Below are 19280 nucleotides of genomic sequence, written 5' to 3' on the forward strand. Positions count from 1 at the left end.
GAGGTCCGCCGATCTCCTAACCTGCGGGGATGGACATCCGGCTCGCCCTCATCGCCCTCGTGCACGCCGCACTGATCGGCGTCGGCGCGTGGCTCATCGTGATCGACGCCCGCACGCATCGCCTCCCGAACAGGATCGTGCTGCCGACGCTCGGCTGCCTGCTCGCGCTCGTCGCCGTCGACGCCCTGGCCGCGGGGCAGGGGGCACCGCTCGTTCGTGCCCTCCTGGGAATGGTGATCCTCGGGAGCTTCTATGCGGTGCTGCGGGCGCTCAGCCGTGCAGGGATGGGAGGCGGAGACGTGAAGCTCGCCGCCGTCATCGGGCTGGTGCTGGCCTGGCACGGCTGGCAGGCACTCGCGATCGGGGCGGCCGCGGCCTTCGTGCTGGGAGCGCTCTACGCGCTCGTGCTCATCCTGCTGCGGAGAGCGAACGGCTCCACCCGCATCGCCTTCGGTCCCTGGATGATCGCCGGCGCCCTTCTCGGTGTCGTCCTCGGTTGATTCCGCCTGCCCTGCACCGATACCGCGACGACGGCGCTACCCTGAGCACATGGCACTCGCACGACTTCACGGCGGCCCGCTCGACGGGCAGATCATCCCCCTCGGCGACGCGGACGACAAGCTGATCGTTCCCTACAGCGAGACGCAGGTGGTTTACAACCGCCGCGGCGAGCCGCAGAACACCGGCCCCGCCGACGGCCCCACGGAGATCGACTACTGGTTCGAAGAGTCTCTCGAGGACCTCACGCTCGACGATGACTGAGCCCTCCCGCACGGTCGAGGTCGAGCGCAAGTACGACGTCGATCCGGAGACCCCGTTGCCGCGATGGGAGGCGCTCCCGGGCGTCGACGCGGTCAGCCCCGGTGTGCTGCGCACGCTGGACGCCCAGTACTTCGACACCGCTGACGGCACGCTTTCGCGCGCCGGCGTGGCATTGCGTCGTCGCACCGGCGGGCCGGACGAGGGCTGGCATGTGAAAGGTCCCCGACAGGGAGACGGTCGACTCGAGCTCGGCTGGCCTCTAGGGGAGGGCGACGCGCTCCCCTCTGCGGTCGCCACGACCGTGTCGGAGTGGACGAGCGCACCGCTCACCCCACTCGCCCGCATCGAGAACGACCGCACCGCCTATCTGCTCACCGGCCCGGACGGCGTCGTCGCCGAGTTCGTCGACGACCGGGTGCGAGCGAGCGACCTGCGCCAGAACGTGAAACGCGAATGGCGTGAGTGGGAGATGGAGCTGGGGCCCGCGGCGCCGGCTGATGAGGCGGGACGCACCGCGTTCTTCGCGGCGGTGGAGCAGGCGGTGCTGGCTGCCGGAGGCCGCGAATCGGCATCCGACTCCAAGCTCGCCAGGGCGCTCGGCTTCTAGGGCAGACCGCGGTCGCGCGCAACCCCTTCCCCCCGGGCGGTGCGCAGTGCTTGAGTGGCACCATGAGCCGACCGCCTGTGCTTCGATCGCTGCAGACGATCGTCCCCGATACTGTTCTCGTCCAGGATCAGGTGCGTGACGTCTTCGCGCAGCAGCCCGGCCTCGGGCGGCTGGCGCAGCGCATCGTCACGACCTCGTTCAACGTCTCGGGCATCGACACCCGGCACACCGTGATCGACGAGCTGTCGCTGGATTCCGAAGCGACAGACCCCGTGTTCTTCGACCGCGGATCGGGGATGCTGCTCGCCCCCGGCACCAAGGCGCGCAACGACTTCTACGCCCGAGAGGCCACGAAGCTCTTCGTCGAGGCCGCCCGGCGGGCGATCGACTCCGACCCCGACCTCGAGCCGGCCGATGTGACCCACGTCATCACGGTCTCCTGCACAGGGTTCCATGCCCCGGGGCCGGAGTACGAGATCGTGCGTGCGCTCGGGCTGTCCGACGCGGTGCAGCGTTTCCACCTCGGCTTCATGGGCTGCTACGCCTCGATGCCTGCGCTCCGGGCCGCGAGTCAGTTCTGCGCCGCGGATGAGAACGCCGTGGTCCTGGTCGTGAGCGTCGAGCTGTGCACTCTGCACCTGCGTTCCTCGGAGAATCCCGACACGATCGTCGCGTCGTCCCTGTTCGCCGACGGTGCGGCCGCCGGGATCGTCACCGCGCGCGATCTCCCGTCTGCGTCGACCGGGTTGCGCCTGGACCGCTTCCACACCGCCATCGCGCCGGAGGGGGAGAAGGACATGGCCTGGACGATCGGCGACACCGGTTTCGAGATGATCCTCTCCACGGCCGTCCCGCAGATCATCGGAGAGACGATCATCGGTGCGCTCCGGCCGCTGTACGGCGCCGAGGAGGGGCTCGGCGAGGCCTTCGAGGCCGGCAGCGTGGGGGATGCGGTCCAGCACTGGGCCATCCATCCCGGCGGGCGGAGCATCCTCGACAAGGTGCAGGAGCGGCTACGCCTCAGCGATGCGCAGCTGCGCCCGGCCAGGGACGTGCTGCGGGAGAACGGCAACATGTCCAGTGCGACCGTGCTGTTCGTCCTCAAGCGCATCCTGGAGGTGGAGGGGGCGAGCGACGGCGACCGGGTCTCCGCGATGGCGTTCGGTCCCGGTCTGACGGCGGAGAGCGCGCTGATGACCGTCGTCGCCTCGCCCGGGTCATGAGGCCGGACCTCACGACGCGGGACGCCGAGGCTCGCGAGCTGATGGACGATCCGCACGCCGACGTACGGATGCTGGCGCGGACCTACGGACGGTTCGGGTTCGTGAACGCCCTGGTCTCCCGGCCGGGGGCCCTGTACCGACGCGACATCCGACCGCGCGCGCAGCGCTCCCGGCCGTTGCGGATCCTCGACGTCGGGGCGGGCGGGGGAGACCTCTGCCGGCTGCTCGCCTGGCGGTTGCGTCAGGACGGTCTCGACGCGGAGATCACCGCTCTCGACGCGGACGAGCGGGCGATCCGCTGGGCGTCGGCGCACGACGGCGGCGCGGGCATCCAGTATCGCCGCGCCCTGACGACCGAACTCGTGGCCGCGGGCGAGACCTACGACGTGGTGCTGTCCAATCACGTGCTGCACCATCTCGATGACGCCGAACTCACGACCGTGCTCAGCGATTCCGTGCAGCTCGTCGCTCCGGGCGGTTTGGTGTCGCATCATGACATCGCACGCAGCCGCACCGCCTACGCGCTGTTCGCCGCGGCCACCTGGACCATCTCGACCACGCTGCTGGCGGACTCGTTCATACGCGAGGACGGCCTCCTCAGCATCCGCCGCTCGTACACAGCCGCCGAGCTCGCCGCGATCGCCCCTGCCGGGTGGACCGTCCGCGGGGGTGTGCCCTCTCGCCTGGAACTGCGGTGGGAGGGTGATCATGCCCGACCATGACGTGCTGATCGTCGGCGCGGGGCCGGTCGGCCTGCTGCTGGCCTGTCTGCTGGTGCAGGACGGGATGCGGGTCGCGGTCTGCGAACGCCGGACGCACGCCGACGATCGGACCAGGGCCATCGGCATCCACCGCCCGGGGCTCGAAGCGTTGGATGCCGCAGGCATCGGCACCGCGGTGCGGGCGGAGGCGCTGCGGCTCGAGGGCGGCGAGGTGCGCAGCCGTCGACGGAGTCTGGCGTCGCTGACCTTCGCCCCTGATCGCCCGGTCCTGATCCTTCCGCAGCCGCGAACGGACGCCCTGCTGCGCGCCCGGCTGCACTCGCTCTCCGCGGACGCATTGATCTGCGGATGCACCGTGCGCAGCATCTGCCAGAGCGCGGATGCCGTGCGGGTCACGGCCGACTCCGCCGAGGGGCCGCACGAGCTCTCGGCCAGCGTGGTCGTCGTCGCGGACGGCGTGCGCAGTCGATTCCGCGACGAGGTGGGTGCCGGGTGGCGCTCCCGCGCGGGACGCGCCTCCTATGCCATGGCAGACGCGGGCGATGCGACACCGGACGCACGTGCCGTGCTGCACTGCGAACCGGAGGGTCTCGTCGAGTCGTTCCCCCTCCCGGGCGGGCGCCGGCGATGGGTGGTGCGGGATGCGGGGAGCGGTGTCCTCGGCAGCATCGAGGACTTCCGGGCGGCGATCCGGATGCGCACGGGAATCGACCTCGAACTCGCGCCCGACCTGAAGCCCGCGTCGTTCGTCGCCGCGCAGCACACGGCGACGAGGCTGCATCGGGGGAGGATCGTGCTCCTGGGCGACGCCGCGCACGAGGTCAGCCCGATCGGCGGGCAGGGGATGAACCTCGGATGGATGGATGCCGTCCGTCTCGCCGCAGAGCTCGCACAGGGGCTGCCGAGCCGGACCCCCGACTTCTCGGCGTTCGCGCGAGAGGCGCACCGATCGGCGGCGCGGGCGCAGCGCCGCTCGTCGTTCTACATGTCGATGGGTGCTCCGGCATCCATCGCGGTCGTGCGCTGCAGGGAGCTGCTGATGCGGGCGCTCGGATCCGCGCCGCTGCGCGGGTGGACGGCAGGGCTGCTCACGATGCGCGGTCTCTGACCCAGGTTCCTGGACGCACGAAGGCCCGGTCCGCGTATCGCGGACCGGGCCTTCGGGAGGAAGAGATCAGAAGTTGATCATGTGGCCGGCGAGGCCGTGGAAGCCCTCCTGCAGCGCCTCCGACAGCGTCGGGTGCGTGTGCACGTTGCGGGCCAGCTCCAATGCCGTCAGATCCCACTTCTGAGCGAGCGTCAGCTCGGGCAGGAGCTCCGACACGTCCGGGCCGATCATGTGGGCGCCGATGAGCTCGAGGTGCTCTGCGTCGGCGATCAGCTTGACGAAGCCGACCGGCTCGCCGAGGCCGTGCGCCTTGCCGTTCGCCATGAACGGGAAGGTGGCGACCTTGATCTCGCGCCCCTCGTCCTTGGCCTGCTGCTCGGTGAGACCGAACGACGCGACCTGCGGAGAGCAGAACGTCGCACGCGGCATCATGCGGTAGTCGCCCAGCGTCTGGGTCTCCGCGCCGCCGATCGTCTCGGCAGCGACGACGCCCTGAGCCTCGGCCACGTGGGCGAGCTGCAGCTTGGCGGTCACGTCGCCGATGGCGTAGATGCCCTCGACATTGGTGCGCATGTGGTCGTCGATGTCGATGGCGCCGCGCTCGGTCAGCTTCACTCCGGTGTTCTCGAGGCCGAAGCCCTCGATGTTCGGGGCGAATCCGACCGACATGAGCACCTTGCCGGCCTCGATCGAGCTCTGCTGCCCGTCCTTGCCGGTGTAGGTGACGGTGACGGAGGAGCCGTTGTCGACGACCGACTCGACCTTGGTCGACGTGAGGATGTCGACGCCGTAGTTCTTGTACTGCTTCGTGATCTCCTTCGACACATCGGCGTCCTCGTTGGGCAGCGCACGGTCGAGGAACTCGATGATCGTGACCTTGACGCCGTAGTTCGTCAGGACGTAGGCGAACTCCATGCCGATGGCGCCGGCGCCGACGATGACGATCGACTCGGGCAGCTCACGGGTCATGATCTGCTCTTCGTACGTCACGACGTTCTCGCTGAGCGTGACACCCGGCAGCAGACGGACCTTGGAGCCGGTGGCGATGATGACGTTGTCGAAGGTGACCTCTTCGACCTGGCCGTCGGCCTTGGCGACCGAGATCGCCTTGGGGCCGGTGAAGGTACCGCGACCATTGTACTCGGTCACCTTGTTCTTCTTCATCAGGAAGTGGATGCCCTTGACGCGGCCCTCTGCGACCTCACGGCTGCGGTCGAAGGCCTTGCCGAAGTCGATCGTGAACTCGCCGGAGATACCGAAGAACTCCGCCTTGTGGTTCAGGGTGTGTGCGAGCTCCGCGTTCTTCAGGAGCGCCTTGGAGGGGATGCAGCCGACGTTGAGGCAGACACCGCCCCAGTACTTCTCCTCGATGATGGCGGTGGAGAGACCGAGCTGCGCGCTGCGAACCGCAGCGACGTATCCGCCAGGACCTGCACCAAGGATGACGACGTCGTAGTGTGGCATGCCTTAAGCCTATCGCTCGGAGGACGGGTCGGAATCGGTCGGAGTCGTGCCGCGACGGCGGCTCATGACGATCCAGACGACCACGCCGGCGACGACAAGGACGGCGACGATCGAGACGATCCAGATCGCCGCGGAGGTGCCGGCGGAGTCGTCTGCGTCCGTGCTCGGCGCGCTGGTGACCTCGGGAGCGGCGGTCTGCTCCGCGGTGGGCGCGGCCGTCGTCGGTGCCGCGGTGGGTTCATCCGTGGTCGCTGCGTCGCCGACCGTCACCGTGAAGAAGTACTCGCCCGACGTGGGGTGCCCGTCGCTGGAGACGACCTTCCAGATCACGTGGTAGGCGCCGGCCTGTCCCGATCCCTTCAGCGGCTGGGTGACGATCGCGCCGTCGACGGCCGCCGGGCCGTCGGTGACCTGGTTGCCGTCGGGGTCGGTCACGACCACCTCGGTGGAGCCTTCACCGCCGATCAGCTTCGCGCTGAAGGTGAGCGTCAGCGTGGCGGGCACGACATCGACCGACTCATCAGCCGCCGGCGACGACGAGACGAGCGCGTCGTGCGCCGAAGCCGAAACCGGGGAGAGGAGAACGAGAAAGGCGGCGAGCAGTGTCGCGGCGAGGGCGATCGGGGCAGCCGAGCGGCTCAGAGCTTTGGTCTTCACGAGTACAGCCTATGAATCCTCGGTATGGGACCGCTGAGTGTGAAAGCGGCCTCCCGCGAGCGGCTCGGCATCCGTTAGTCTGGACAATCAGGAGGGCACAGTGACTGACAGCGACAGCCGACCGGCCGGAGAAGCCGCGATCCACCGTTCCGGTGAGCAGAGACACGACGTTACGCAGACGTTCGGACATGATTCCGATCTGTCGTTCGTGCCGTTCGGAGTGGAACTCACCGACGTCGAGCAGACGGCGATCGCCGCTCTGCCCGCGGGATCGGCGCTTCTGCTGGTCCGTTCCGGCGCTCTCGCCGGAGCGCGATACCTTCTCGACACCGACGTGACGACCGTCGGCCGTCACCCCGAGGCCGACATCTTCTTCGACGACGTGACGGTCTCGCGTCGTCACGCGGAGATCACTCGCACCGGGTCGACGTTCGAGATCATCGATCAGCGTTCGCTCAACGGCACGTACGTTAACGGTGAGCGCGTCGACCGCAGCGCGCTGGTGGACGGTTCCGAACTCCGTGTCGGCAAGTTCCGACTGAACTTCTTCGCCTCTCCGCACGACCGCCTGGCGGCGAACGCCTGATGGCGGCCTCTCCCGCCCGCGAACGCTCTGCGTCCGCGGGCCTGCTGAGTATCGGCCAGGTGCTCGCACGGCTCACCCCGGAGTTTCCCGACCTGACCTCCAGCAAGCTGCGCTTCCTCGAGGTGCAGGGGATCGTCACCCCGTCTCGCACGGAGTCCGGCTACCGCAAGTTCTCGGCCTCCGACATCGAGCGGCTGCGTCTCGGGCTCACGCTGCAGCGCGACCACTACCTGCCGCTGAGCGTGATCCGCGAACAGCTCGATGAAGCCGACGCCGGCGGGGATGCGACCGCGCTCGTGCCGCCGCCGTCGATCGCTCCGACCCCGCGCCGCTATCGCCGCGACGAGCTCCTGGCTGCTGCCGGAGCCGGGCCCCAGCTTCTCAACGACGCGATCAGCACCGGCGTCATCACCGCTCAGGAGAGCTACCCCGAGGCGACGGTCACGCTGCTGCGCGGTCTCGTCGGACTGGATCGTCACGGCATCGAGCCGCGGCACCTCCGCTCGCTGCGCCAGGGCGCCGAACGCGAGGTCGCCCTCATCGAATCGGCCATGTCCGCGCTGCTGCGCAGGACCGACGCCGCCTCCCGTGCGAAGGCCAGCGAGCTCGCCCCCGAGCTCGCCTCGCGCATCGATGAAGTGCGCTCGCTCTTCGTCAAGGACGCACTCTCGCGAGTGCTTTCGTAACGAACTGATTGCGACACACCTTCGCCGTCCCACGGATGTGATTGCCGGTGCCCAGGCACTGCTCTACCGTGGAAGATAACCGTTCCAGGGAGGATTTCAGATGAATGCGGATGAGCTCACAGGCGACCCGCGGTTCGTACCCGAACTCCTCTTCACCGACGGTCTCCCCGCCATGGATGACGAGGTCGGATACCGCGGCGCTGTCGCTGCTCGTGCCGCCGGCATCACCTACCGACAGCTGGACTACTGGGCACGCACCGAGCTGGTGGAGCCCACGGTCCGCGGAGCGAGCGGTTCCGGTTCGCAGCGGCTCTACGGCTTCCGGGACATCCTCGTCCTCAAGCTCGTGAAGAGCCTTCTCGACACCGGCATCTCGCTGCAGCAGATCCGCACGGCCGTGGACGAGCTCCGCCGCGCCGGCATCCGTGACCTCGCAGGCACCACGCTCATGAGCGATGGAGCCTCGGTCTACCTGTGTACCTCGAACGACGAGGTCATCGACCTCGTCAGCCGTGGTCAGGGAGTGTTCGGCATCGCCGTCGGCAAGGTGCTCCGAGAGGTCGAGTCGACGCTCGTCGCCTTCGATGCGACCGCTCCCGACCCCGTCGACGAACTGTCGGCGCGTCGCACCAAGCGCACCGCCTGACCTCTCGCGTCATACAGAAAACGGCCGTCCTCGAAGAGGATGGCCGTTTCGCTGTGTGCGTCCGAGAGCGTCAGCTCTGCTGACCGCTCTCGGGGACGGCGATGCGTCCGGTGCGGATGATCCGGTCGAGCAGCTGGTCGAAGTCGGCCGCGAGCTCCTGCGCGGAATCTCCCGGCCAGATGTGCAGCGGCTTGGCGGCACCCTGCGCCTGCTGCAGCGAGGTGCGCTCCGGCAGCTGCGGGGAGAGCACGAGGGGCCCGAACATGTCGCGCAGCTCCTTGATGCGGAACTGGTGCTCGATGGACTGGGGGCGCACGCGGTTCACGACGATGCCGAGAGGCTGCAGACGAGGCGAGAGGCCGCGGCGGATCTCCTCGATCGCGCGAAGGGCACGGTCGGCCGCGGCGACGGAGAACAGGCCGGGTTCGGTGACGACCATGACGCGGTCACTCGCCGCCCATGCGGTGCGGGTCAACGCGTTCAGAGACGGTGCGCAGTCGACGAGCACGAGGTCGTAGTCGGCCTCGACGGATGCGAGCGCCTCTTCGAGCTTCCACACGTCGCGCACGCTCGGGTGCGGACCGTCGAAGTTGATCGCGGAGGGGCTGCCGATGAGGACATCGATCGTTCCGGGGTGCACCTTCGCCCAGCCGCTGGAGGTGATCGCCTGACGGACGACCTTCTCCTTCGGGTTCGCCAGGACGTCGGCGATGTTGAGACGTCCGGCCACCTGGATGTCCATCCCGGTGGAGACGTCGGACTGCGGGTCGAGGTCGACGACGAGAGTCCGGACTCCTCGGGCGAAAGCCGCTGAGGCCAGCCCGAGTGTCACGGTCGTCTTGCCGACGCCTCCCTTGAGAGAGCTGACGCTGAGTACGTGCACGGACACCACGTTACCTTCCCCTAGGCTGGGGGAACACTCAGCCCCGCCCCATGCGCATCGAAAACGCTGCGCATCGAGCTCCCAGAGGTGTGCATGTTCCAGAAGATCCTTGTGGCGAATCGCGGCGAGATCGCGATCCGTGCCTTCCGTGCGGCGGTCGAGGTGGGGGCGCGCACCGTCGCGGTGTTCCCACATGAAGACCGCGGCTCCGTGCACCGGCTCAAGGCCGATGAGGCCTACGAGATCGGCGAGCGCGGGCATCCTGTGCGCGCATACCTGAACGTCGACGAGATCATCCGCGTCGCGCTCGAGTCCGGTGCGGATGCGATCTACCCCGGTTACGGGTTCCTCTCCGAGAACCCGGAGCTCGCGGAGAAGGCCGCAGCGAACGGCATCGTGTTCATCGGACCTCCTGCCCACGTTCTCGAGATGGCCGGCAACAAGGTCGAGGCGAAGCGTCACGCGATCGAGGCCGGGGTCCCCGTCCTCCGCTCCACCGAGGCATCGGACGACGTCGAGGCTCTGGTGGCGCAGGCCGAGGACATCGGATTCCCGCTGTTCGCCAAGGCCGTGGCCGGCGGCGGAGGGCGCGGGATGCGTCGGGTCGAGACCGCAGGCGACCTCGCTCCCGCTCTCGCCGAGGCGATGCGGGAAGCCGCGAGCGCCTTCGGCGACGCACGGATGTTCCTCGAGCAGGCGGTCGTTCGCCCTCGGCACATCGAGGTGCAGATCCTCGCCGACAAGACCGGCGAGACCGTGCACCTCTTCGAGCGTGACTGCTCGGTGCAGCGACGCCACCAGAAGGTGGTGGAGATCGCTCCGGCGCCGAACCTCGACGACAGTGTGCGCACTGCCCTGCACGGGTACGCTGTCGCCTTCGCCCGCTCCATCGGCTACGAGAACGCCGGAACGGTCGAGTTCCTGCTCGAGACGGCGGGGGAGCGCACCGGTGAGGTCGTCTTCATCGAGATGAATCCGCGCATCCAGGTCGAGCACACGGTCACGGAAGAGGTGACCGATGTCGACCTGGTGCAGAGCCAGATGCGGATCGCCTCCGGCCAGAGCCTCGCCGACCTCGGCCTGCAGCAGGAGAACCTGCATCTGCGCGGCGCGGCACTGCAGTGCCGCATCACCACGGAGGACCCGACGCAGGGATTCCGCCCCGATACCGGCAAGATCACCACGTACCGTTCTCCCGGCGGTGCCGGCATCCGCCTCGACGGCGGCACGGTCCACCAGGGGGCCCAGATCAGCCCCCACTTCGACTCCATGCTGGCCAAGCTCACCTGCCGTGGGCGCGACTTCCCGGCCGCCGTCGCTCGCGCACGTCGTGCTCTCGCGGAGTTCCGCATCCGCGGCGTCTCGACGAACATCCCGTTCCTCCAGGCGCTCCTGGAAGATGAGGCCTTCATCGCGGGCGACGTCAGCACGTCGTTCATCGACGAACGCCCCGAGCTGCTGCGCGGCCGCGTCTCGAAGGACCGCGGGACGAAGCTCCTCAACTGGCTGGTCGACGTCACGGTGAACAAGCCGCACGGCGTCCACCCCGGCGTCGTCGACGCGGTCACCAAGCTGCCTGCCGTCGACCTGACTTCCGAGCCGGCGCCGGGTTCGCGCCAGCGCCTGCTCGAACTGGGACCTGAGGGCTTCGCCCGCAGCCTCCGTGCGCAGACAGCCCTGGCGGTGACCGACACCACGTTCCGCGACGCGCACCAGTCGCTCCTGGCCACACGTGTGCGCACCAAGGACCTGGTCGCCGCGGCGCCGTACCTGGCGAGGCTCACTCCCGGTCTGCTCTCGGTCGAGGCATGGGGCGGTGCCACCTACGACGTCGCGCTGCGCTTCCTCGGTGAGGACCCCTGGGAGCGCCTCGACAAACTCCGTGCGGCGCTGCCCAACGTGGCGATCCAGATGCTGCTGCGCGGTCGCAACACGGTCGGCTACACGCCGTACCCCACGGCTGTGACCGAGGCATTCGTCGCGGAGGCCGCTGCCAGTGGCGTCGACATCTTCCGCATCTTCGACGCGCTCAACGACGTGGAGCAGATGCGTCCGGCGATCGAGGCGGTCCGCAACACGGGGACCGCCGTCGCCGAAGTGGCGCTCTGCTACACCGGCGATCTGCTGGATCCGGCGGAAGACCTCTACACCCTCGACTACTACCTGGGCCTCGCGGACCAGATCGTCGACGCGGGGGCGCACATCATCGCGATCAAGGACATGGCGGGTCTGCTGCGTCCGGCCGCCGCCGCCAAGCTGGTCACGGCACTGCGCGAGCGATTCGACCTTCCTGTCCATCTGCACACGCATGACACCCCCGGCGGTCAGCTCGCGACGCTCCTCGCGGCCAGTGCCGCCGGCGTCGATGCCGTGGACGCCGCGTCTGCGCCGCTCTCGGGAACCACGAGCCAGCCGTCGCTGTCGTCTCTCGTCGCCGCGCTCGCGCACACCGAGCGCGACAGCGGGATCTCGCTCGACGCCGTCTCGGATCTCGAGCCCTACTGGGAGGCGGTCCGTCGCCAGTACGCGCCGTTCGAGTCGGGTCTTCCCGGCCCCACCGGGCGCGTCTACCACCACGAGATCCCCGGCGGTCAGCTGTCGAACCTGCGACAGCAGGCGAAGGCGCTCGGCCTCGCCGACGACTTCGAACTCATCGAGGACATGTACGCCGCGGCCGACCGCATCCTCGGTCGCGTGCCCAAGGTGACGCCGTCGTCGAAGGTCGTCGGCGATCTCGCCCTCCACCTCGCGGCCGTGAAGGCCGACCCTGCCGACTTCGAGGCGAACCCCGAGAAGTACGACGTTCCGGACTCCGTCGTCGGCTTCATGGCGGGCGAGCTCGGCGACCTGCCCGGGGGATGGCCGGAGCCCTTCCGCACCAAGGTCCTCGCCGGGCGCTCCGTGCGCACCGGCCTCACCGCGATCACGGCAGACGACGAAGCAGCACTCGCCGGAACCAGCGCCGAGCGGCGGACACGCCTCAACACGCTGCTGTTCCCCGCGCCCACCGCGGAGTTCGCCGAGCGTCGGGAACTGTTCGGCGACCTCTCGGTGCTCGACACCAGTGACTACCTCTACGGTCTCGTCGCGGGACAGGAGCACCAGATCGAGATCGATCGCGGTGTGCGCCTGTACGTCGGGCTCGAAGCCATCGGCGATGCCGACGACAAGGGCATGCGCACCGTCATGACGACTCTGAACGGGCAGCTGCGCCCGGTGTTCGTCCGCGACCGTTCGATCAAGGTCGACGCTCTCGAGGTCGAGAAGGCCGACACCTCCGTTCCGGGTCAGGTGGCCGCTCCGTTCTCCGGTGTCGTCACTCTGAAGGCCGAGGTCGGGGCCACTGTCCGGGCCGGCGAACCCGTCGCATCCATCGAGGCGATGAAGATGGAGGCGGCCATCACCGCCCCCGTCGACGGCGTCATCGAGCGGCACGCGATCGCCGAGACCCAGCAGGTGGATGCAGGAGATCTTTTGGTCGTGATCCGCCCGGCGCACTAATCTTGTGCGGGCGAGGGCCGCGCATTCGTGTGCACCCGAGGCCCGCGCAGGCTTGGAGCGACATCGTGACACCGAAGAACACCACTGACCCCGAGGAGAACTCGCTGGGGGTGCTCGACGAAGCCGCGTCTCTCGACACGGCAGTGATCGGCATCCTCGGCGGGACGGCCCAGGTCAGCGTGACCCTGCCCAGGAGCGACGACGACGATGACCTCGCCGACGACGGTGTGGTCGACGGCGAGGTCATCGGCGACCTCGTGATCGATCCGCCCCCCGCCGTGGGATCGACGACGAAGACGAAGTCGCTTCCGAAAGCACCCCGTCCCGACCCCGTGCCCGCAGCCGCAGCCGCCGTCGCGCAGGATGCGGAGCCGGACGAAGCGCAGGTCGTCGAGGCGGCGTCAGAGGTCGAGCCTCCTGCGGAACCGGCTGTCGTCACGGGCGTGATCGACGAGCCGCTCGTCATCGAACCGATCGTGATCGAGGTGACGGCACTCGAATCGGCCCCCGTCGCGGATGCCGTCGTCGATGCGGTCGTCGTCGATGACCAGGTGTCCGAGACGATCGCCGACGATCGAGACACCGCCGACCAGCACGCAGCGGAGGAAGTCGCCGCCGCCCAGTTCCTCGCCAAAGCTCGGTCCGAGATCGAGACGGCTCCGCCGGCACCGGCATCCGCCGTGCAGGCGGCCACCGAGAAGGAGACCACCGTGTCCACTCCTGAAGAGAGGTCCGTCGTACCGCAGCCCGCTCGGGCGGCAGCGCGAGCGGATGTGACGCTGACCTCGAAGCGCCTGGACGATCTGGGCGAGTCCTCGCGCGAGTCCGCCGATCTGCTCACCGCCGACCGGCTGCTCGACCCGCACCGCATCACGAAGCCGGAGCCCGAGGGGGCATGGAGTCATTTCCTCTACGCCGTCTCCGGTCGGCGCATCAACATCGGCGACGGTCGCCGTGCGCGGGAGCGGAAGGCGCTCTCGGCGAGGATCGCGGCGCCACTGGCCGGGGGAGCGCGGTTCGTCCCCGTGCTGTCCCGCAAGGGCGGGGTGGGCAAGACGACGATCACCGCGCTGCTGGGCATGGCTCTCGCCGACGCCCGCGAGGATCGTGTGATCGCGGTCGACGCCAACCCCGACCGCGGAACGCTCGCGGAGCGCATCGTGCGCCCGCACCACAGCAAGTCCGTGCGCGATCTCGTCCGGATCCACGACGACGTCAAGGGATACCACGACATCTCCGCGATCGTGGCCCGGGATGCGACCCGCCTCGACGTCCTCGCCTCCGATGCCGACCCTCGCATCGCCGAGGCCTTCAGCGACAGCGACTACCGGGATGTTGCCGGCGTCGCCGCACACTACTACTCGCTCGTCCTCACCGACACGGGCACGGGCATCGTGCACTCGGTGATGTCGGCGACTCTCGATCTCGCCGATCAGATCGTCATCGTCTCCGGTCTCAGCGTCGACGAAGCCCGGCTCGCCTCCGAGACGCTCACGTGGTTGGAGACCAACGGGTATGAGGAGCAGGCGCGCGAGGCGATCGTCGTCCTCAACCAGTCGACGCCGGGGACGCCGCTCGTGCGCCTGAACGAGTTGCAGGCGCACTTCGCCACTCGGGCGCGGAGCGTCGTCCGCGTGCCCTATGACCCGCAGATCGCCGGGGGAGGGACCATCGTGTTCGCGAATCTCCTGCCGGAGACGCGGATCGCAGCCCGTGAACTCGCCGCGCTGCTCGTCGAGGGCCTGCGGGCCAAGGCCGCCTGATGGCCGTCCGCGAGATCCGCATCTTCGGAGACCCCGTCCTGCGGGCGGTCTGTGCGCCGGTCGAGGAGATCGATGACGGAGTGCGTGCGCTGGTGGCAGACCTGGTCGACACCGTGGAGCTGCCCGGTCGCGCCGGAGTCGCTGCGCCCCAGATCGGTGTCGCTCTGCGCGCCTTCAGCTACAACATCGACGGCGACATCGGCTACGTGATCAACCCGGTCCTGACCGAGGTGCGCGGAGAGCCCGAGCCGACGGGGGAGGGCTGCCTCTCAGTCCCCGGACTCTGGCACGACGCGCAGCGTCATCCCTGGGCTCGTGTCGAGGGGATCGACCTCGATGGCAACCTCGTCGTCCTCGAGGGCGACGGCCTGCTCGCACAGGCGCTGCAGCACGAGACCGATCACCTCGACGGCAAGCTCTTCCTGACCCGTCTCGATCCGCAGACGCGCAAGGTCGCCATGCGTGAGGTGCGCGAAAGCGCCTGGTTCTGATCCTCAGCGCATGAAGAAGGGCCCCGCAGCTGCGGGGCCCTTCTTCGATCTAGGCGCGTCAGCCGCCGATCGGGACGTTCGTCGTCGCGACGGGCTCGTCGTAGATCGCGGCGATCTCGTCGGCGAAGTCGTTCATGATGATGTTCCGCTTGATCGAGAGCTTCGGGGTCAGATGTCCGGAGGCCTCTGTCCATTCGGAGTCGAGGATCGTGAACTTGCGGATCGACTCCGCACGCGAGACGCGAGCATTCGCGGCATCGACGGCACGCTGCACTTCGGCGCGCACACCCTCGTTCTTGGAGGCGTCGACGAGCGACATCTTCGCGTCGAGGCCATTGTTCGCCAGCCACGTCGGGAGCATCTCGGGGTCGAGCGTCACGAGCGCCGAGATGAACGGACGCTGATCGCCGACGACGACCACCTGGCCGATGATCGGGTTCGCGCGGATCGGGTCCTCGAGCGCCGCGGGGGCGACGTTCTTGCCGCCGGCCGTGACGATGATCTCCTTCTTGCGCCCCGTGATCGTCAGGAAGCCCTCGGAGTCGAAGCTGCCGATGTCGCCGGTGTGGAACCAGCCGCCTTCGCTGAAGGCCTCAGCTGTCGCCTCGGGGTTGTTCCAGTACTCCTTGAACACGTTGATGCCGCGGACCTCGATCTCGCCATCGTCTGCGAGACGCACGCCGACGCCGGGGAGCGCGGGACCGACGGTGCCGATCTTCGACTTGTCGGCCAGGTTCACGGTGGCGGGAGCGGTGGTCTCGGTCAGGCCGTAGCCCTCAAGGATCACCACGCCGAGGCTGTGGAAGAAGTGCCCGAGCCGCGAGCCGAGGGGAGCGGAGCCCGAGACGGCGTAGACGACGTTGCCACCCATGGCCTCGCGGAGCTTGCTGTAGACGAGCTTGTTGAACAGGGCGAACTTGAGCTTCATCCCGAAGGGGATCGGCTTGCCCGCCTCGAGCAGCTTGGAATGCTCGATGGCGACATCGGCCGCGGCGCGGAAGATCTTGCCCTTGCCGCCGGCCTCGGCCTTCTGCTCCGCGGAGTTGTAGACCTTCTCGAACACGCGGGGGACCGCGAGGAGGAAGGTGGGCTTGAACGATCCGAGTGCCGGCAGGAGCTGGCGGGTGTCGGGCTGGTGGCCCGTGCGCACTCCCGCGTGGACGTCGAGGATCGAGATGAACCGGGCGAACACGTGCGCGGTCGTGATGAAGAGGAGAGTGGAGGCTCCGGGCGTCTGGACGACCTCATCAAGGGCCTTGGCCGAGTTGCGGGACAACTCGACGAAGTTGCTGTGCGTGAGCACGCATCCCTTCGGGCGCCCGGTGGAGCCCGACGTGTAGATGAGGGTCGCGATGTCGGAGCCGACCGCCAGACTGCGCCGGCGCTCGATCTCGGCGTCGGTCACCGAGGCGCCCTGTGCGGTCAGGGTGTCGATGGCTCCGAGGTGCAGCTGCCACACCTCACGGATCAGGGGAAGGTCGCCGCGGACCTCGTCGACACGGGCGAAATGCTCCGGCGACTCCACCAAGAGCGCGATCGCTCCGGAATCCTCGAGGATCCACTGGATCTGGGAGGGCGAACTGGTCTCGTAGATCGGCACCATCACGGCACCGGCGTAGAAGAGCGCGAAGTCGACGAGCGTCCATTCGTACGTGGTGCGTGCGAGGAAGCCGACCTTCTCGCCAGGCCGGATGCCCGCAGCGGCGAAGCCCTTCGCGAGCGCGATCACGGCCGTCTGGAAGTCCGCGGCGGAGATGTCGCGCCAGCCGTCTCCCTCGGGGACCGAGAACAGCGCACGATCAGGAGTGGCTTCGACACGCTTCACCAGAAGGTCGGCGACGTTCGCGTCGGGATCGGCGGGGACGATCGCAGGGACTTCAAACTGGACCACGGCAGCTCCTTCGGTACCGGTCGGGCACGGACTTGGCTACGAGTCTAGGGCATGGAACCGAGTCGCGCCTTGGGTGAAACTGGGTCGCTCGCGGGCTCGACGCCGGAAGAGGCTTCCGACAGACGCCGGGCGCGGCGCTAGACTTCACCACGATGTTCTACTGGCTGATGAAGTACGTGGTGATCGGCCCCGTGGTCAAGGCGGTATTCCGCCCCTGGATCGTGGGGCGGAACAACGTGCCCGCGAACGGCGCGGCGATCCTCGCGAGCAATCACCTCTCCTTCGCCGATTCGATCTTCCTTCCCCTGGTGATCGACAGGTCGATGTCCTTCCTCGCGAAGAGCGACTACTTCACCGGTCGCGGCATCAAAGGCTGGGCGACGAAGTTCTTCATGAAGGCCACAGGGCAGATCCCCATCGACAGATCGGGTGGCAAGGCCTCCGAGGCCTCGCTGAACACGGGGCTCCAGGTTCTCGGCGGAGGCGACCTGCTCGGGATCTACCCCGAGGGCACGCGCAGCCCGGACGGCAAGCTCTACCGAGGGCGCACCGGCATCGCCAGGATGGCGCTCGAGGCGAAGGTCCCTGTCGTGCCGGTGATCATGGTCGACACCGACACGGCGATGCCCATCGGTCGGCGGCTGCCGCGCATCGTGCGCGTCGGCATCGTGATCGGGGAGCCTCTCGACTTCTCCCGTTACGCGGGGATGGAGAACGATCGCTACATCCTGCGATCGGTCACCGATGAGATCATGGTGGCCCTGCAGAGGCTCGGTGAGCAGAAGTACGAAGACGTCTACGCCTCGACGGTCAAGGAGCGGCTCCCGAGTCGCGTCACATAGGCCTCGCGCGGATCTGGGCGGCACCAGCGACCACTAGGCTGGAACGCATGCTCCCGCACCACATCGAAGCCCTTGATGCATGGCGCTCGCTTCCCATCAAGCAGCAGCCGCAGTGGCCCGACGCGGACCGCGTCGCCGACGTCTCCCAGCAGATCGCGACCCTTCCGCCTCTGGTCTTCGCCGGCGAGGTCGACAACCTTCGCGACCGGCTCGCGCGCGCCGCATCCGGTCAGGCATTCCTGCTCCAGGGTGGCGACTGTGCCGAGACCTTCGCAGGGGCGACCGCCGAACAGATCCGCAACCGCATCAAGACGGTGCTGCAGATGGCCGTCGTGCTGACCTACGGCGCCTCGATGCCCATCGTCAAGATGGGCCGCATGGCGGGACAGTTCGCGAAGCCGCGTTCGAGCGACTCCGAGACCCGTGGCGATGTCACGCTGCCGGCTTACCGCGGCGACATCGTGAACGGCTACGACTTCACCGAGGGGTCCCGCACGGCCGACCCCGGTCGCCTGCTCCAGGGCTACCACACGGCGGCGTCCACGCTGAACCTGATCCGCGCGTTCACGCAGGGTGGTTTCGCCGACCTCCGCGAGGTGCACTCGTGGAACAAGGGCTTCGCGCAGAACCCGGCCAATCAGCGCTACGAGCGCATGGCCGCCGAGATCGACCGCGCGATCAAGTTCATGGAGGCCGCGGGCGCGGACTTCGACGAGCTGAAGCGCGTCGAGTTCTTCACCGGGCACGAGGGCCTGCTCATGGACTACGAGCGCCCGATGACGCGTATCGACTCGCGTACGGACACCCCGTACAACACGTCTGCGCACTTCCTCTGGATCGGAGAGCGCACGCGCGAGCTCGACGGCGCGCACGTCGACTACTTCTCCAAGATCCGCAATCCCATCGGCGTGAAGCTCGGACCGACCACGTCGCCGGACACCGCCCTCGCTCTGATCGACAAGCTGGATCCCGAGCGCGAGCCCGGCCGACTGACGTTCATCACCCGCATGGGAGCGGGCAAGATCCGCGATGCTCTTCCGCCCCTGCTCGAAGCAGTTCGCGACTCCGGTGCGCAGCCCCTGTGGGTCACCGACCCGATGCACGGCAACGGCATCACCACGCCGACCGGCTACAAGACTCGTCGCTTCGACGACGTGGTCGACGAGGTGCGAGGGTTCTTCGAAGCGCACCGTGCCGTGGGGACGTTCCCCGGCGGCATCCACGTCGAGCTCACCGGTGACGACGTCACCGAGTGCCTCGGCGGGTCGGAGCGGATCGACGAAGCGGCCCTGGCCACGCGCTACGAGAGCCTGTGCGACCCGCGACTGAACCACATGCAGTCTCTGGAGCTCGCCTTCCTCGTCGCTGAGGAGCTCGAGAAGCGCTGACGCTCCCGTCGCGAAGACGAAAGAAGCCGCCCTCCCGGAATCATCGGGGAGGGCGGCTTC

General features: G+C 68.4%; 18 protein-coding genes. 14 read left to right on the forward strand and 4 right to left on the reverse strand.

Annotated features, from left to right (window positions below; genetic code table 11):
* Positions 1-29 precede the first annotated feature (29 nt).
* The 6 genes from ASC55_RS00255 to ASC55_RS00280 all read left to right on the forward strand — a co-directional run bounded on the left by ASC55_RS00255 (position 30) and on the right by ASC55_RS00280 (position 4422).
* Positions 30-500 (forward strand): prepilin peptidase, encoded by a 471-nt coding sequence (locus ASC55_RS00255; RefSeq protein WP_055872317.1) that lies wholly within the window; start codon positions 30-32, stop codon positions 498-500.
* Positions 501-549: 49 nt separating this feature from the next.
* Complete coding sequence (locus ASC55_RS00260) at positions 550-762, forward strand: hypothetical protein (protein WP_017830198.1); 213 nt, start codon at positions 550-552, stop codon at positions 760-762.
* Positions 755-1369 (forward strand): CYTH domain-containing protein, encoded by a 615-nt coding sequence (locus ASC55_RS00265; RefSeq protein ID WP_055872318.1) that lies wholly within the window; start codon positions 755-757, stop codon positions 1367-1369. Before ASC55_RS00260 ends, ASC55_RS00265 begins: the two co-directional genes overlap by 8 nt.
* 62 nt (positions 1370-1431) lie before the next feature.
* Entirely contained in the window at positions 1432-2592 is a 1161-nt protein-coding gene (locus ASC55_RS00270; protein WP_235563061.1) for a type III polyketide synthase, read from the forward strand.
* On the forward strand, positions 2589-3314 hold the full coding sequence (locus ASC55_RS00275; RefSeq protein WP_055872320.1) for a methyltransferase domain-containing protein: 726 nt from the start codon (positions 2589-2591) through the stop codon (positions 3312-3314). Before ASC55_RS00270 ends, ASC55_RS00275 begins: the two co-directional genes overlap by 4 nt.
* Complete coding sequence (locus ASC55_RS00280; protein ID WP_055872321.1) at positions 3301-4422, forward strand: FAD-dependent oxidoreductase; 1122 nt, start codon at positions 3301-3303, stop codon at positions 4420-4422. Before ASC55_RS00275 ends, ASC55_RS00280 begins: the two co-directional genes overlap by 14 nt.
* A gap of 66 nt (positions 4423-4488) precedes the next feature.
* On the opposite strand, the gene lpdA is transcribed toward ASC55_RS00280, so the two are convergent.
* Together lpdA and ASC55_RS00290 are read right to left on the reverse strand one after the other, a co-directional pair.
* The gene (lpdA, locus tag ASC55_RS00285; RefSeq protein ID WP_017830203.1) at positions 4489-5886 is read right to left on the reverse strand and encodes a dihydrolipoyl dehydrogenase; all 1398 of its coding nucleotides are present in this window, start codon (positions 5884-5886) and stop codon (positions 4489-4491) included.
* Positions 5887-5895: 9 nt separating this feature from the next.
* Positions 5896-6543, reverse strand: coding sequence for a copper resistance CopC family protein (locus tag ASC55_RS00290; RefSeq protein WP_055872322.1), 648 nt, complete (start codon positions 6541-6543; stop codon positions 5896-5898).
* A 100-nt stretch (positions 6544-6643) separates the two neighbouring features.
* On the opposite strand from ASC55_RS00290, the gene ASC55_RS00295 reads away from it, so the two are divergent.
* The 3 genes from ASC55_RS00295 (at position 6644) to ASC55_RS00305 (ending at position 8461) form a co-directional block, all read left to right on the forward strand.
* Positions 6644-7129, forward strand: coding sequence for an FHA domain-containing protein (locus tag ASC55_RS00295; protein WP_017830205.1), 486 nt, complete (start codon positions 6644-6646; stop codon positions 7127-7129).
* The gene (gene ftsR, locus ASC55_RS00300) at positions 7129-7815 is read left to right on the forward strand and encodes a transcriptional regulator FtsR (protein ID WP_055867295.1); all 687 of its coding nucleotides are present in this window, start codon (positions 7129-7131) and stop codon (positions 7813-7815) included. Before ASC55_RS00295 ends, ftsR begins: the two co-directional genes overlap by 1 nt.
* 100 nt (positions 7816-7915) lie before the next feature.
* A complete protein-coding gene (locus ASC55_RS00305) occupies positions 7916-8461 on the forward strand; it encodes a MerR family transcriptional regulator (RefSeq protein WP_055867298.1) in 546 nt (181 codons plus the stop codon).
* A gap of 70 nt (positions 8462-8531) precedes the next feature.
* Here ASC55_RS00305 and ASC55_RS00310 read toward each other — a convergent pair whose 3' ends face one another.
* Positions 8532-9344 carry a ParA family protein gene (locus ASC55_RS00310; protein ID WP_028501500.1) on the reverse strand — a complete coding sequence of 271 codons (813 nt, stop codon included), beginning with the start codon at positions 9342-9344 and terminating at the stop codon, positions 8532-8534.
* A gap of 93 nt (positions 9345-9437) precedes the next feature.
* Here ASC55_RS00310 and ASC55_RS00315 point away from each other — a divergent pair, with 93 nt between their 5' ends.
* From ASC55_RS00315 to def, 3 genes are all read left to right on the forward strand, one after another.
* Positions 9438-12845 carry a pyruvate carboxylase gene (locus ASC55_RS00315; RefSeq protein ID WP_055867301.1) on the forward strand — a complete coding sequence of 1136 codons (3408 nt, stop codon included), beginning with the start codon at positions 9438-9440 and terminating at the stop codon, positions 12843-12845.
* Positions 12846-12910: 65 nt separating this feature from the next.
* Positions 12911-14608: a MinD/ParA family ATP-binding protein gene (locus tag ASC55_RS00320; protein WP_055867304.1), complete on the forward strand. Its 1698-nt coding sequence runs from the start codon at positions 12911-12913 to the stop codon at positions 14606-14608.
* Positions 14608-15099, forward strand: coding sequence for a peptide deformylase (gene def, locus ASC55_RS00325; protein ID WP_055872323.1), 492 nt, complete (start codon positions 14608-14610; stop codon positions 15097-15099). Before ASC55_RS00320 ends, def begins: the two co-directional genes overlap by 1 nt.
* A 58-nt stretch (positions 15100-15157) precedes the next feature.
* On the opposite strand, the gene ASC55_RS00330 is transcribed toward def, so the two are convergent.
* The gene (locus ASC55_RS00330) at positions 15158-16990 is read right to left on the reverse strand and encodes an AMP-dependent synthetase/ligase (RefSeq protein ID WP_055872324.1); all 1833 of its coding nucleotides are present in this window, start codon (positions 16988-16990) and stop codon (positions 15158-15160) included.
* 152 nt (positions 16991-17142) lie between these two features.
* On the opposite strand from ASC55_RS00330, the gene ASC55_RS00335 reads away from it, so the two are divergent.
* Both ASC55_RS00335 and ASC55_RS00340 read left to right on the forward strand, forming a co-directional pair.
* A complete protein-coding gene (locus ASC55_RS00335; RefSeq protein ID WP_017830213.1) occupies positions 17143-17832 on the forward strand; it encodes a lysophospholipid acyltransferase family protein in 690 nt (229 codons plus the stop codon).
* Positions 17833-17879: 47 nt separating this feature from the next.
* Positions 17880-19220 (forward strand): class II 3-deoxy-7-phosphoheptulonate synthase, encoded by a 1341-nt coding sequence (locus ASC55_RS00340; RefSeq protein WP_055867309.1) that lies wholly within the window; start codon positions 17880-17882, stop codon positions 19218-19220.
* Positions 19221-19280: the final 60 nt, after the last annotated feature.

Source organism: Microbacterium sp. Root322 (genome assembly GCF_001425645.1).
In the GTDB taxonomy this organism is placed as follows: Bacteria; Actinomycetota; Actinomycetes; order Actinomycetales; family Microbacteriaceae; genus Microbacterium; species Microbacterium maritypicum.